This is a genomic window from Bradyrhizobium erythrophlei (assembly GCF_900142985.1).
GTDB classification, from domain to species: Bacteria; Pseudomonadota; Alphaproteobacteria; order Rhizobiales; family Xanthobacteraceae; genus Bradyrhizobium; species Bradyrhizobium erythrophlei_B.
The window spans coordinates 196473-210783 of the sequence record NZ_LT670849.1 but is presented as its reverse complement, the minus strand read 5'-3'; the positions used below and the strand labels follow the sequence as shown (position 1 = coordinate 210783).

The window sequence follows — 14311 nt, the reverse complement described above, 5'->3', positions numbered from 1 at the left end:
AGGTTCAAGCTGCCTTTGCGCCGCTCGCATGATCGTCGCCGGCCGCGACGACATGTGTGGCTTGGGCGCTGCTCTTCGCGTCCTTGCGGCCGATCTTGCGCACGATGGTGTAGAAGGCCGGCGTGAACAGCAGGCCGAATGCGGTTACGCCGAGCATCCCTGAGAACACCGCTGTACCCAGCGACTGACGCATCTCCGAGCCCGCGCCGGTCGCCACCACCAGCGGCGCGACGCCGAAGATGAAGGCGAGCGACGTCATCAGGATCGGACGAAGCCGGGTGCGCGCCGCGGTGATGGCGGCCTCAGCCGGGCTAACGCCGCTTTCCTCGGTTTGCCGGGCGAATTCCACGATCAGAATCGCGTTCTTGGCTGCCAGTCCCACCAGAACGACGAATCCGATCTGCGCGAGCACGTCGATCGGCATGCCCCGCATCAAGAGGCCGGTCACGGACGCAAGCAGGCACATCGGCACGATCATCACGACCGCGAGCGGCAGGTTCCAGCTCTCGTACTGGGCCGCGAGCACCAGGAAGACGAACAGAGCGGCAGCGCCGAACACCAGCAGCGATGAGGTCCCCGGCAGTTGCTGCTGGAACGCAAGCTCGGTCCACTCGAAGCCGATGCCCGGCGGCAGCACTTCGCGGGCGAGCTCTTCCATCCGTTGGAGCGCGCTGCCGGTCGCAACGCCGGGCGCGGCGACGCCCATAACCTCGGCGGCAGGGAAGAGGTCGTAGCGAGGCACGCGGTAGGGCATGCTCTCGGATTTCATCCGCGCCACGGTGCCGACCGGCACCATCTCGCCCGAGCTATTGCGCGCCTTCAGCCGTGCGATGTCCTGCGGGCCCTGGCGGAAACTGCCGTCCGCCTGCGCAATCACTTGATAAGTGCGGCCGAGATAGTTGAAGTCGTTGACATACTGCGAGCCGAGATAGAGCTGCAATGTCGAGAAGACGTCGGTCGGCGTCAGCCCGACCTTTTCGGCCTTCTCGCGGTCGATGTCGGCGTAGACCGAGGGCGAGCGCGTGCCGAACAGCGTAAACACACCGGCAAAGCTCGGATCCTTGTTGGCGGCGGCGACCAGCGTCTGCGACGCTTTCGAGAGCGCATCCGATCCGAGACCGGCGCGATCCTGCACCATCATCTTGAAGCCGCCGGCGTTGCCGATACCCTGCACCGGCGGCGGCGGAATCGTCAGCACATGGGCTTCCTGGATCACCGAAAGGCGCTTGCGCAGGTCGGCCAGCACGCTGGCAGCGGTCACCCCCTTGACCTCGTGATTGTAGAGCGACGGCAGGCCGGAAAAGATGGTGGCCGCGTTGGAGGCGATCGTGAACGTGGTCGCATCAAGTCCGGCGAACGGTGCGACGTGCTCGACGCCCGGCGTCGACATGATGATGTCGATCGCTTTCTCGACCACAGCCTCGGTCCGGTCGAGCGTCGCGCCGGGCGGCAGTTGGAGGACCGTAATCAGATAGCCCTGGTCCTGCTCGGGAATAAAGCCAGTGGGGGCCCGGGCGAACTGGAGGCCTGCGATGCCGATCAACACAAGATAGACAGCGAGCACGACGCCAGTGATCTGAAGGAGGCGCCGCGTCAGCCGGCCATACGCGGTCGACAGCCAGTTGAAGCCGAAGTTGAAGCGATCGAATGCGGCCTGCACCCAACGCGCGATACGCGAACGGCGCGCGGCGTGGCCGGGCTCGTGGGCCTTGAACAGCACCGCGCAGAGAGCAGGGCTCAAGGTCAGCGAGACGAAGCAGGAGATCAAAGTCGAGGCCGCGATCGTCACCGCGAATTGGCGGAAGAATTGCCCGGTGATGCCGGACAGGAATGCCGAGGGCACGAACACCGCGCATAGCGTCAGCGCGATCGAGATCAGCGCGCCGCCGACCTCTCTCATGGTGACATGGGCGGCCTCGGCCGGTTGCATGCCTCGCTCGAGATTGCGCTCGACATTCTCCACCACGACGATGGCGTCGTCGACCACGATGCCGACCGCGAGTACAAGGCCGAACAGCGACAGGTTGTTCAGTGAAATGCCGAGCGCATACAGGAAAGTGAAGGTGCCGACCAGCGACACGGGAATCGCGATCACCGGAATGATCGCAGCGCGCCAGCTCTGGAGGAACAGGAACACGACGCCGACCACGAGCAGGATCGCTACGAAGATCGTCTTGATCACCTCGTCTACCGATTTGCCGACAAAGATGGTGGGGTCATAGATGATCGTGTAGGCGAGGCCGGGCGGGAAATCCTTGGCCAGCGTTTGCATGGCATCGAGCACTTCGTGATCGACCGCGAGCGAATTGGCGCCCGGCTGGGCGAAGATCAGGAGTGGCAGACCCGGGTCCCGGTCCATGAAGGCGGTCGAGCCGTAGTCGGAGGCGCCGATTTCGACGCGGCCGACGTCGCGCAGGCGCGTCACGCGCCCTTCGCCGTCGGCTTTCAGCACGATTGACGCAAACTGCTCCGGCGTGGAGAGCCGGCCGAGCGCCTGAACGTTGAGCTGATAGGCTTGCTTGGTTGCGACTGGCGGCTGGTTCAGGATGCCCGCCGAAACCTGGATGTTCTGGGCGCGCAGCGCGGTCAGGACCTCGTTCGCGTTCAGATTATGCGCGGCGACCTTGTCCGGATCGAGCCAGATGCGCATGGCGTATTCGCGGCCGGCAAAGATCTGCACGTCGCCGACGCCGGGCAGCCGGGTTAGCGCGTCTTTCACGTGCAGCGTGGCATAGTTCGAGATGTAGAGCAGGTCACGGGATGAGTCCGGCGAAGAAAGGTGGACGGCAAGCAGAATGTTGGGCGTTGCCTTTCTCACCTGAACGCCGAGCCGCTGCACATCCTCCGGCAGGCGGGGCAGGGCGTCCTGCACCCGGTTCTGCGTCAGCATCTGTGCCACGTTGAGGTCGGTGCCGATCCGAAACGTCACGGTGATGGTGAGCTTGCCGTCGCCGGTCGACTGGCTGTTCATGTAGATCATGTTCTCGACGCCGTTGATGTCCTGCTCAAGCGGCGTGGCGACGGTACGCGAAACCACGTCCGCGGAGGCGCCCGGATAGCTTGTGGTGATCTGGACCGTGGGCGGCACGATCTGCGGATATTGTGCAATGGGCAGGATCGCGAGCGCCCCCAGCCCGATCAGCGTCACGAAGACGCTGAGCACGGTGGCGAAGATCGGCCTGTCGATGAAGCTGTGGGTCATGGAAGGCTCCTGCCTCGATTGTTTCTTGTCAGTCGGCTTTTCAGCCCTGTTCGTCGGCAGCGGTGTCGTAGTGGATGGCGCCGTCCAGCGGGGCGACTTTGGCTCCGGGGATGGCGCGCACCAGACCGTCGATGATGACGCGGTCGGTTGGCGCAAGACCGGACTGGATCACGCGAAGGCCGCCGCGAAGATCGCCGGTCGTCACGATCTTGGGCTTCACGGTCGCATCGGGTCCGACTGTCATCACCAGCCGCTGCGACTGGTCGAGCATCACGGCGGCGTCCGGCAGCAGGTAGACCGGTGTGGGTGGCGCGATCGCAACACGAAGCCGGGCGAACTGGCCCGGCGCCAGGAACAGGTCGGGGTTCGGCACCGTGGCCCGCGCGTGAATGGTGCCGCTCGAGCGGTCCAGCGCATTGTCGATGAAGTCGAGCGTTCCCTCGCGGCCGAAACTGTTCTCGTCGCTGAGGCCGATCACGACCTTGTTGGCAAGCGGACCGCCGACGCGGGCGCGCTCCCGCGAGAAGGTCAGAAAGTCGGATTCGCTCATGTCGAAGTCGAGATAGAGCGGATCGAGCGAAACCAGCGTCGCCAGCAGCGTGGTCGGGCTGGTGGCGGCGCGGCTGCCCGCGACCAGGCTTCCGATCGAAATCTGGCGCGCGCCGATACGTCCCGTGAACGGCGCACGGACCCGGCAATATTCGAGGTCGAGCTCGGCGTCGCGGATACGCGCCCTCGCGTCTTCAACCGCGGCTTTCGTCGAATCCTGATCCGAAGTGCGCTGGTCGACCGTCTCTTGGGTTGCGAATTCGTTGCGACGAAGCGATTGCGCGCGCGTCAACTGGGCGTTGGCGAGTTCGACGCGAGCCGCGGCTGTCTGCAATGCCGCTTTGGCCTGCTCGAGCCTGATCTCGTAAGGGCGCGGGTCGATGACGAAGAGCAGCTCCCCCTTGTGAACGACCTGACCGTCCTTGAAATGGATCTCGGTCAGCGTCCCGCCGACCTGGGCGCGCAACTCGACCCTGTCGATCGCCGAGAACTGTCCGAGGAAGCCGACCCTGGTATCGACTTCGCGCTGCAAGGGCGCGCTGACCGTGACCTGCGGGGCGGGGGTGGGCACCGCCGCGGCCTTGTTCCCTGAGCGGGGCGCGAGGCCAAAATAAAGCAGTAGCGCCGCAATGACCGTCACGGCGCCGATGACTGGCGTTCGCCATGTCCGACGGCGCGTCGGCTCGTTGAGTGGTTCTCGTTCAATCTTCGAATGATCGCTGATCTGGTCCATCAGGCTGCCCCGGTATTAAAATTCGTTCACGTCGGGTTGATATTTGGAGGCGACGCTCCAATATGGAGATCGGCATATAGACTTGGGGAGGCGCCGTTCAAGGATTTTTGGAGCGATGACATCAAAAATAAATCAAGGGACGAAACTGGAGGAAGGCAAGCGTGGCAGAGGACGGCCTGCGGTGTTCGATCGCGGCGCCGCGCTCAATGCTGCGATGAAACTGTTCTGGGAACGCGGCTACGAGGGCACCTCGTTCGACGATCTCACCGCAGCGATGGGGATTAGCGCCTCGAGCTTCTACAATTCGTTCGGCAGCAAGGAAGAACTCTACTGCGAGGCAACGCGGACCTACCGGGAATGGGCCGGTCAGTGGTTCTTTGCCATTCTCAACGACCCCTCCATCGACACGAAAACCGCCTTCGCGCGATTGTTTGAGGCTACGGCCGAAGAATTCACCCGCGGCGATCATCCGCTCGGCTGCATGATCTCGCTCGCCGGGACGCATTGTTCGCCGGGAATGAAGAACATTCGCGACATGATGGCCGAGCATCGGGCCTTTTCCGAAAGTGCGATGGCGGAGCGCATTCGAAAGGGCGTCGTCAGAGGCGACCTCGCAGAGGACACCGACTGCGACATGCTGGCCGCCTATTACAGTGCGATGGCGCGCGGCCTTGCCGTGCAGGCGCGCGACGGCGCATCGCGCCAGAAGCTTTCCGAAATCGGCCGGCTGGCGATGCGCGCCTGGCCCGCAGCGAAGCAGAAAAGCGCGTAAGACGGCGAACGCTTATCTTTCTAGCGGGAAAAATCCTTTCATCGCTGATGCCTGCAAACGGGGAGACAATCATTTGCGGGCGCGCGACATTCGAAATTCCATTTCATTGACGTTTTTCTTGCACCGCCACATCATTTAACGGTCGAACTGAACGGCGGTAACTCGCCCGAGGGATCACTTAACCCTGAACATGGCTCGTGCCCTTCAGGGCGTGCGGCGCGATGGCGTTGTGCGCTCACGGCGGAGCCTTGTCGAATGCGGGAACTGGCATGACCACTGAGACCAATGAAAACAAACGATCGATCGATCGCCGGACGTTGTTGCAGGCGGGCCTTGCTGCCGCCTTTGTCGGCCCCGCCGGGGCGCTTGGAGCCCAGGCCTTTTCGCCGGGTTCTGTCATTCCGGGGATCGACTTCTCGCAATTCCCGCTGTGCAAGACGGCTTCCGACGCGCCGCCCCTCACCGGCGCGCGGCGCAAGATCAATCTTTCCTGGAATGCCGGCGCGGTGTGCCTGACGCCGCTTCCCGTCGCGCTCGACCACGGATTTTTCGAAAAGCAGAATCTCGATGTCGAGCTTGTCAACTTTGCAGGCTCGACCGATCAGCTTCTGGAGGCCATCGCAACCGGCAAGACCGACGCCGGCCTTGGCATGGCGCTGCGCTGGCTCAAGCCGCTGGAGCAGGGCTTCGACGTCAAGATTGCGGCCGGGACGCATGGCGGCTGCATGCGCGTGCTGACGCGCGCGGACTCCGGCGTCAACAAGCTTGCGGACCTCAAGGGCAAGCTCGTTGCGGTTGGAGATCTTGCCGGGCCCGACAAGAACTTCTTCTCGATCCAGCTTGCCAAGCTTGGCATCGATCCGAATCGCGACGTCGATTGGCGGGCCTATCCCGGCAACCTTCTCAACGTGGCGGTCGAGAAGGGCGAGGTGCAGGCCTTCCTGTCGTCAGATCCGCTGGCCTATCTCTGGCTCAAGGACAAAGCCTACAAGGAAGTCGCCTCCAATCTGGACGGCGAATACCGCGATATGAGCTGCTGCATCGTTGGTCTGCGCGGCACGCTGGTGCGAAATGAACCGCAGGTCGGTCGCGCGCTGACCCAGGCATTGCTGGATGCGGCGATGTTCACCGCGCAGAATCCGGAACTGGCGGCGAAATCGTTCCAGCCTTACGCGCCAAAGACGGCGACGCTGGCGGATATCGAAGGCATGGTCCGCTATCACACCCATCATCATCACCCGACCGGCGAAGTGCTCAAGCGCGAACTCGAGGCCTATGCCGACGATCTGAAGGCCATCTCGGTATTCAAGCCGTCGACCGACAGCGCCAAATTTGCGGAGCGTATTTATGTCGACGTATTCGCTGTCTGACACGTTCGGCGTTGCCGCCGGGCGTCCGCACACGGTCCGGGCGTTCCTGGAGAATGCGGCCACCGGCCTTGGCGCCAGCCTCGCCTGGCTGGCGTTTGGGCTGTCGTGCCTGTTGTGGAACGATCTCGGGGACTGGTCACGGACGTCGTCGCTGGGTATTGGGGCCATCGTCGTGGCGGCAGCGATCGCGCTTGCGACGCTTAGCGCCGACTATACCGGCAGTCTCGGAACGGCATTGCGTCGCCGGGCGCCGTGGCTGTTCGCGCTCGGGATCGGATTCTCGGCGTGGGAACTGGCGACGGCAAAGTTTGCATGGCTGCCGCTGCCGTTTTTTCCACCGCCTCAGGCCATCCTTGAAGTCTACACCGACGACCTGCCGAAGCTGCTCGACAGCGTCTACGCGTCGGTCAAGTTGCAGCTTGGCGGCTATCTGATCGGCGCTTCGGTCGGCTTCGTGACGGGGGTATCAATCGGCTGGTCGCGGAGCGCCGGCTACTGGATTCACCCGTTGCTTCGCTTCGTCGGGCCGTTGCCCGCGACCGCCTGGCTTCCGATCGCGTTCTTCACGTTTCCCTCGAGCTGGAGCGCATCGACCTTTCTGATCGCGCTCGCAACCGGCTTTCCGGTGACGGTCCTGACCTGGTCGGGGGTCGCCAGCGTCAGCAGCGCCTATTACGACGTGGCGCGAACGCTCGGCGCCAGGCCGTCCTTCCTGGTGTTGAAGGTCGCGATCCCCGCCGCGCTGCCGCATGTTTTCGTCGGCCTGTTCATGGGGCTCGGCTCATCCTTCGCGGTGCTGGTCGTCGCTGAAATGATGGGCGTGAAAGCCGGACTCGGCTGGTATCTGCAATGGGCCCAGGGCTGGGCCGCCTACGCCAACATGTATGCGGCGCTGATTGTCATGTCGCTGCTTTGCTCCGGCGCGATCACGCTCTTGTTCGGCGTCCGCGACCGCCTGCTGGTCTGGCAGAAAGGTGTCGTCAAATGGTAGCTCACGCCATTTCCGAGCCGATTTCCTATCCGGCTGTCGGTGCCTCACTCGATATCGAGAATGTCAGCCACGCCTTCGACATCGAAGGCGCCGCGCTGCCGGTGCTGCACGATGTAACCCTCAACATCGAGCCCGGCGAATTCGTGGCCCTGCTCGGACCATCGGGCTGCGGAAAGTCGACGCTGCTCAGGCTGGTCGCCGGACTGGAGCATCCTCTTTCCGGAATACTGCGCGAAAGCGGCCGGCGCATTCGCGAACCGGAGCCCTCGCGCGTGGTCGTGTTCCAGGATCCGACCCTGTTTCCGTGGCGAACGGTGTGGGACAACGTCGCGCTCGGCCTCGAGGCGCAGGGCATCCTGAAGCAGAACCGGCAGCGGGTGGACGCCGCGCTCGATCTGGTCGGACTTGCACCGTTCCGCAAAGCCTATCCGCATCAATTATCCGGCGGCATGGCGCAGCGCGTGGCGCTGGCGCGGGCGCTGGTCAACGACCCGAAGGTTCTCGTTCTCGATGAGCCGCTCGGCAAGCTCGATTCGCTGACGCGCATCACGATGCAGGCGGAGCTGGTTTCGCTGTGGCAACGCAAGGGCTTTACGACGCTTCTGGTCACGCATGACGCGGAGGAGGCGCTGTTTCTTGCCAACCGCGTCATCGTGCTCTCGGAGCGGCCCGCGCGCATCAAGGCCGATATCAGGGTGCAGCGGTCATATCCGCGCCACCGTGGGGATCCATATCTGGCGGACTTGCGGCGGCAAATTCTGTCGCTGCTCGGGCTGGAGGCGACATGGTAAGGGCGCTCGGCACCACTGCTGTCAGCGAGCGCGTCCCGCTGCACGCACCCGACCCCGTGGAACGCGCCTTGCGGCTGGCGCCGGGTTTTGCCGAACGGGCCGTGCGGCATGACCGTGACGCGAGCTTTCCGTTCGAGAACTTCAGGGAGTTGTCGGAAGCAGGCCTGTTGGCGCTCACCGTGCCGGTGGCGCTCGGCGGGAGCGGGGCGGGCGCGCGCGAGGCCGCCCGCGTGCTCGGCGTTGTCGCCAAGTCCGATCCGTCGACGGCACTGGTACTGTCGATGCACTACATCCAGCACCTCGTGATGGCGAAAAGCCAGCGCTGGCCGGCCAGGCTCGCGCGAAAGCTCGCCAACGAGACGGTCGAGGGCGTTGCACTGATCAACGCGCTCCGGGTCGAGCCCGAGCTTGGTTCGCCCGCGCGCGGCGGTCTTCCCGCCACGATTGCGCGGCGTACCGAAACCGGATGGCGGCTGAGCGGCCGCAAGATCTATTCGACCGGCGCGCCGATCCTGAAATGGTATGCGGTCTGGGCCAGGACCGACGAGCCCGAGATACGGGTCGGATTGCTCCTGGTTCCGGCCGGCCTACCGGGCACGCGCATCGAGGAGACCTGGGATCATCTGGGCTTACGCGCCTCCGGCAGCCATGACGTGATTTTCGAGGATGTCGCCTTTCCGCTGGATTACGAGATCGATGTCAGAAAGCCGGAGGATTGGGCAACGCCGGACTTCACGCAAAGCATCCTGAGCGCGACCCTCGTTGCAGCCATTTACGACGGCGTCGCGCGGGCCGCGCGCGACTGGCTGATCACCTTCCTGAAGCGGCGCGTGCCGGCCAATCTCGGCGCGCCGCTGGCAAGCCTGCCCCGCGCCCAGGAAATTTTGGGCGCGATCGAGACGAGGCTTGCCGTCAATGCGCGCCTGATCGACGGTTTTGCCCGCGATTTTGACGACGGCGCCTTGCTGAATACGACTGAGGCCGGCGTGATCAAACTGACCGTGACCAACAATGCCGTGGCGGTGGTCGAGGATGCGCTGTCGCTGTCGAGCAATCACGGTCTTACCCGCGCCAATCCGCTGGAGCGGCACTACCGCGATGTTTTGTGCGGGCGCGTTCACACCCCGCAGGACGATGCCACGCGCATCAACCTTGGCCGGACGGCGCTCGGCCTATGATGGTTATTCGAATAAAATGAGGGAGAGTTGAGATGTCGATCGAGTTCATTGGTTATATCACCAACAACAATTCCTCCGAGACGATCGTCCGGTCCGGACCGGTGCTTGACCCGACCTATATCGAGACGGTGGCCAAGGCTCACGAGAATGCGGGCTTTGACCGTGCGCTGCTGGCGTTTCACTCCACGACGCCCGACGGATTGCAGGTTGCCCAGCATGTCCTGCAAATCACCAAAACTCTGAAGGTGATGATCGCGCAGCGCCCGGGATTTACCGCACCGACGCTGCTCGCGCGTCAGCTTGCGACGCTTGATCAATTCTACAATGGCCGCGTCTCGCTTCATGTCATCACCGGCGGCAATGCCATCGAACTGCGCCAGGACGGCAACACGCTTGACGACAAGGATGAGCGCTATGCCCGCACCAGCGAGTTCCTCGACGTCGTGCGGCTCGAATGGACCAGCGAGAAGCCGTTCGACTACGCTGGCAAATACTACAAGGTCGAGAAGGGATTTTCGCAGGTGAAGCCGGTGCAGAAAGGCGGCGTCTACACCTTTGTCGGCGGCGGTTCCGATGCTGCCATCGAAGTCGCCGGCAAGCACGCCGATACTTTTGCGCTGTGGGGCGAATCCTATGCCCAGGTGCGCGACGTGACGGCTCGGGTGCGCGCCGCGGCTGCGCGACATGGCCGGCCGACGCCGCGCTTTTCCCTGTCCGTGCGTCCGATCCTTGCCGACACCGAGGAAAATGCCTGGAAGAAGGCGGATGCTATCCTGGAGCGCGCCACTGCGTTGCAGGACAAGACCGGCTACCGCAAGCCCGCGGACGGTCACGCCACCGGCGGCGCCAGACGGCTGCTGGCGCTGGCAGAGCAGGGCACGCGCATCGACAAGCGGCTGTGGACCGAGATCGCCAAGCTGACCGGGGCCAACAGCAACACGACTGCGCTGGTCGGTACGCCCGAGCAGGTCGCCGAGGTCTTTGGCGACTATTACGATCTCGGCATCAGCCATTTTCTGATCCGCGGCTTCGATCCGCTGATCGACGCCATCGAATACGGCCGCGAGCTGATTCCTCTGACGCGCAAGCTGATCGCCGAACGTCAGGCGGCCAAAGGAAAGGCCGCAGAGTAATAGGCGCGCTTGCCAATCGGCAGCGAATGGATCGCGCGGTTCCGGTGCATCGCTGATTCTGGGAACCGCCGCGGCGCTCGATCGTGAGGTCGAGCGTTTGATTGAGCATCACTCTCACGCCATAGTGATCGACCGCGTGCTGCTCGCGGAACGGGAGTCGGCGCTGGCCGATTGGCATGGGCGATATATCGCGGTCGATCGCGACGAAGACGTTGCGCGGCTTGCCGCGGTCAGCGTTCCCCGAGGGGCGAGATCAGCGAGCTGACCGAGCCTCCATCGGCCAGAACCGCCGACGTGGCGCGGCTCATTCGGCACGCCAGACGCAGACCTTTCCTCCGGATCGTTTGTCCTGACGAAGCACCCGCGTCGCGTGATAATCTCTAGCATACATGTGAAGGTTGTGCAGAGTTCTGCCGTGTCCGGATCACCGGCTGAATCGAAGCCGGCGCCAGGCCCTGCAATCCCAGATTGAGTCTTTCCCTCATCCTCCGATCGGACGATGCCAAACGGCATGCCGATGGTTCACAGCTTGTAACGGCTGAGGACGCAACACGCGGGAGCTGGAGGGCTGAACATTGGCGCTATCCATGACTAGCACTGGCACTCGTATTGTTAATTTTTCGACTGACCACGTTCCAGAGCGAGACCGCATATCGTATTGGCGCGAGCACTATGGGAAAGTGATGCTTCGCGTCGACCTCGAACCCGCCCGCGGCATGGCGTTCGAGGCGCAGATGGCGTCGATGACGCTGCCGGGTCTGCAATTGATGGAGGCGTCGGCATCGCCGATGTCGCTGACGCGCGGCGGCGAATATCTCGCTGACGGCAATGACGACGTTATCCTTGCAATCAACCGGAGCGGTTCCGCGGTCGTTTCGTCGCGCGGTCAGCAACAAAGCCTTCGACCGCACGAAGCGGTGTTGCTGAGCGGGGCGGAAGCGGCCTCGTTTCAGCGAACCACCTTGGGCCGGTCGTTCACCTTGCGCATGCCTCGCGCGATTCTCGAATCCGCCGTTCCGGGCCTGGACGACCGGCTGATGCAGCCGATCGCGGGCGATCGCGACGCGCTGAAACTTCTCGGCTGTTACACCGGCTGGATTTTCAGCGCCGGCGCTTCAATTGATTCGCACCTGCTCAATCTTTCGGTTCGACACGTGCAGGACCTGCTGATGCTTGCGATCGGCCCCAGCGCCGACTTTGCCGAAACCGCACGAACGCGCGGATTGCGAGCGGCCCGGTTAAAGCTGGCAAAATCCTATATCGTCGCCCACAGCGATCGCCGCGACGTCTCGATCGCTTCCGTCGCCGCAAGTCTCAACGTCACGCCGCGCTATGTGCAGCGGCTTTTCGAGGCCGCCGGCACGACGTTTTCCGAATTCCTGATCGGGCAGCGGCTCGCGCGCGCCTATCGTCTGCTTCGCGATCCCAACTACAGCCGCGCCGCAATCAGCACGATCGCTTACGACGTCGGCTTCGGCGATTTGTCGTATTTCAACCGGAGATTCCGGCGTCTCTACGGTTTCACGCCGCGCGACGTGCGTGGCGACAAGGGATAAGCGCCAATCATTTGCCGGAAAGAAAATCGACCGCGACACCGCGTTGAAAACGGCGGTCCAGATCATCATCACCGTCACTCGCGCCGGCTCGAAGCCTGATCTGAAAATCGCCGATCGTTGGAGACCTGCCGGCGGCTGCCGAAGGTAGCGGCCGGCAAGCCTTTTTCGCTGCCCTAGGGACGCCTTTTTCAGCGCCGCGAGCGCGGGGACGCTGAAATCCCATCATATGTCAAAGACATATGATGGGATCCTGCATTGACGCCGAAAGCTTTGACGATATCCTCCGATCGAGGGATGAGCCTCCACCATTTGAATGATAGTTGATCCGGGCCAATTGGAAATTGGCCCTTTATTTTTAACCTGACAGATTCGTTTTGATAAACGCAGCCAGCAAGACTTCGGACCTGATCGAGAACATCTACGATGCGGCGCTCGAGCCCGCACGTTGGAGCAATGTCGTCGTCGGCATCAATGAATTTGTCGGCGGCCGCGCCTGCGGTATCTTCTCGAAGGACTCGATCAGCAAGTTCGGTGTCACGCATTACTACTGCGGCGCCGACCCATACTACATCCAGCTTTATTCGGACACGCACTCCCGGTTCGATCCGCTTGCCTCGCTGCCGCCATTCGGGAAAGTCGTCAGCATCCCGGATCTCGTTCCGTTCGACGAGTACCGCGGCGGACGATTTTATCAGGAGTGGCTGCGCCCGCAGGGCTGCGTCGACGCGGCCAATGTGCTGCTCGAGAAATCAGGTTCCAATTGCCCCGTGCTGCTCACCGTCCTTGCGGGAAAGCGCATGGTGGACGACGAGATGCGGCGGCGGATCGCGCTGTTCGTCCCGCACCTGCACCGCGCGTTGATGATCAACAAGGCGATCGAATACAAGACATCGGAAGCCGCAACGTTCGCCGATACGCTGGATGGCCTTGGCGCCGGGATATTTCTGGTCGACGCGCAGTGCCATATCGTGCACGCCAATGCGGCAGGGCAAGAGATGCTTGGCGAAGACGACTTTCTTCGTTTCGTGGCAGGTCAGCTCGCTGCCCGCGACCGCCAGGCCAATCACGACATGCGCGAAATGATTGCCAACGGAGATGCCGGAGTGGCGACGAGCAGCGCCGCGATTCCCCTGACCGCGCACGATGGCGAGCGATACGTTGCTCACCTGTTGCCGCTGAAGTCGGTTGCGCGCGGTGCTGACGTGCCATCGAAGGCTGTGGCGGCGGTATTCGTCCGCAAGATCGAACTGGACAGCCAGTCCTATGGCGGCCTCGTTGCCAGCGCTTTCGGACTGACACCGGCTGAACTGCGGGTGCTGCTTGCCATCGTCGAAATCGGCGGGGTGCCGGAAACCTCGGAAAGGCTGGGCGTCGCCGAATCCACCGTCAAGACGCATCTGTACCGGGTGTTCTCCAAGACCGGAGCCAGCCGCCAGGCCGATCTCGTCAAACTCGCCGCCGGATTTTCCAATCCGCTCGCGAACTGACGAGGCGATTCCACCGACCTCAACTGCTTTCGCTGACATCGCTGCTTGCTTTTCCGGGCGAGAGCTTTCTCGAGCTGACATCCGGTAATTTTCCAATTCGATTTACGTTGGTGAATGTAGCCTAGCGCGCTTGCCGCAAGTGTCGACCGAACGCGAGACGAATTGCTTCGTTGCGCGAAGCGAGCCTTCGCGTAACGGTTGCCGAATCCCTCGCGCCGATCCCTGATATGACGACAACATATGTGAGCCGCATGGGCGTCGCCTCATCCGTTCAGATGACGCTTCAAGCCGAAACCAATGCGATGGAACGTTGACGATCGCGCGTAAGCGCTTTGCCGCTGCGGCAAATGATCAGGGGTACCGCAACGTGAATTTGATAGCGCTGTTCGTTTGCCCCCCACTCATTGTCGGCTCCGTCCAAGTGAGAGCGCGGCACCGCCGTATACATCGCGATACATCGGGCCGCGTTCGGCCCGTCGCGGGCTGTCGCTCGAGCGCAAGGCGAAATGGGAAGGTCTGTTGGTGGCGAATAAATCCGATCTCTGTGTT

General features: G+C 62.9%; 10 protein-coding genes. 8 read left to right on the top strand and 2 right to left on the bottom strand.

Annotated elements, in window-relative coordinates; all coding sequences use genetic code 11:
• Positions 1-4 precede the first annotated feature (4 nt).
• Both BUA38_RS00940 and BUA38_RS00935 read right to left on the bottom strand, forming a co-directional pair.
• Positions 5-3202, bottom strand: a complete 3198-nt coding sequence (locus BUA38_RS00940) for an efflux RND transporter permease subunit (RefSeq protein ID WP_072816023.1) — start codon at positions 3200-3202, stop codon at positions 5-7.
• Positions 3203-3242: 40 nt separating this feature from the next.
• Positions 3243-4484, bottom strand: coding sequence for an efflux RND transporter periplasmic adaptor subunit (locus BUA38_RS00935; RefSeq protein WP_083587390.1), 1242 nt, complete (start codon positions 4482-4484; stop codon positions 3243-3245).
• A 115-nt stretch (positions 4485-4599) separates the two neighbouring features.
• On the opposite strand from BUA38_RS00935, the gene BUA38_RS00930 reads away from it, so the two are divergent.
• The 8 genes from BUA38_RS00930 to BUA38_RS00895 all read left to right on the top strand — a co-directional run bounded on the left by BUA38_RS00930 (position 4600) and on the right by BUA38_RS00895 (position 13762).
• Entirely contained in the window at positions 4600-5256 is a 657-nt protein-coding gene (locus tag BUA38_RS00930; RefSeq protein WP_244553168.1) for a TetR/AcrR family transcriptional regulator, read from the top strand.
• 269 nt (positions 5257-5525) lie between these two features.
• Positions 5526-6626 carry an ABC transporter substrate-binding protein gene (locus BUA38_RS00925; RefSeq protein WP_072816021.1) on the top strand — a complete coding sequence of 367 codons (1101 nt, stop codon included), beginning with the start codon at positions 5526-5528 and terminating at the stop codon, positions 6624-6626.
• On the top strand, positions 6604-7617 hold the full coding sequence (locus BUA38_RS00920; RefSeq protein WP_072816018.1) for an ABC transporter permease: 1014 nt from the start codon (positions 6604-6606) through the stop codon (positions 7615-7617). Before BUA38_RS00925 ends, BUA38_RS00920 begins: the two co-directional genes overlap by 23 nt.
• Positions 7611-8408 (top strand): ABC transporter ATP-binding protein, encoded by a 798-nt coding sequence (locus BUA38_RS00915; protein ID WP_072816016.1) that lies wholly within the window; start codon positions 7611-7613, stop codon positions 8406-8408. The genes BUA38_RS00920 and BUA38_RS00915 overlap by 7 nt, the downstream gene beginning before the upstream one ends.
• Complete coding sequence (locus BUA38_RS00910; RefSeq protein ID WP_072816013.1) at positions 8402-9586, top strand: acyl-CoA dehydrogenase family protein; 1185 nt, start codon at positions 8402-8404, stop codon at positions 9584-9586. The genes BUA38_RS00915 and BUA38_RS00910 overlap by 7 nt, the downstream gene beginning before the upstream one ends.
• A 32-nt stretch (positions 9587-9618) precedes the next feature.
• A complete protein-coding gene (locus BUA38_RS00905) occupies positions 9619-10719 on the top strand; it encodes an LLM class flavin-dependent oxidoreductase (protein ID WP_072816010.1) in 1101 nt (366 codons plus the stop codon).
• 587 nt (positions 10720-11306) lie between these two features.
• A complete protein-coding gene (locus BUA38_RS00900; protein ID WP_072816008.1) occupies positions 11307-12275 on the top strand; it encodes a helix-turn-helix transcriptional regulator in 969 nt (322 codons plus the stop codon).
• A 377-nt stretch (positions 12276-12652) separates the two neighbouring features.
• Positions 12653-13762, top strand: coding sequence for a helix-turn-helix transcriptional regulator (locus BUA38_RS00895; protein ID WP_072825702.1), 1110 nt, complete (start codon positions 12653-12655; stop codon positions 13760-13762).
• Positions 13763-14311 lie beyond the last annotated feature (549 nt).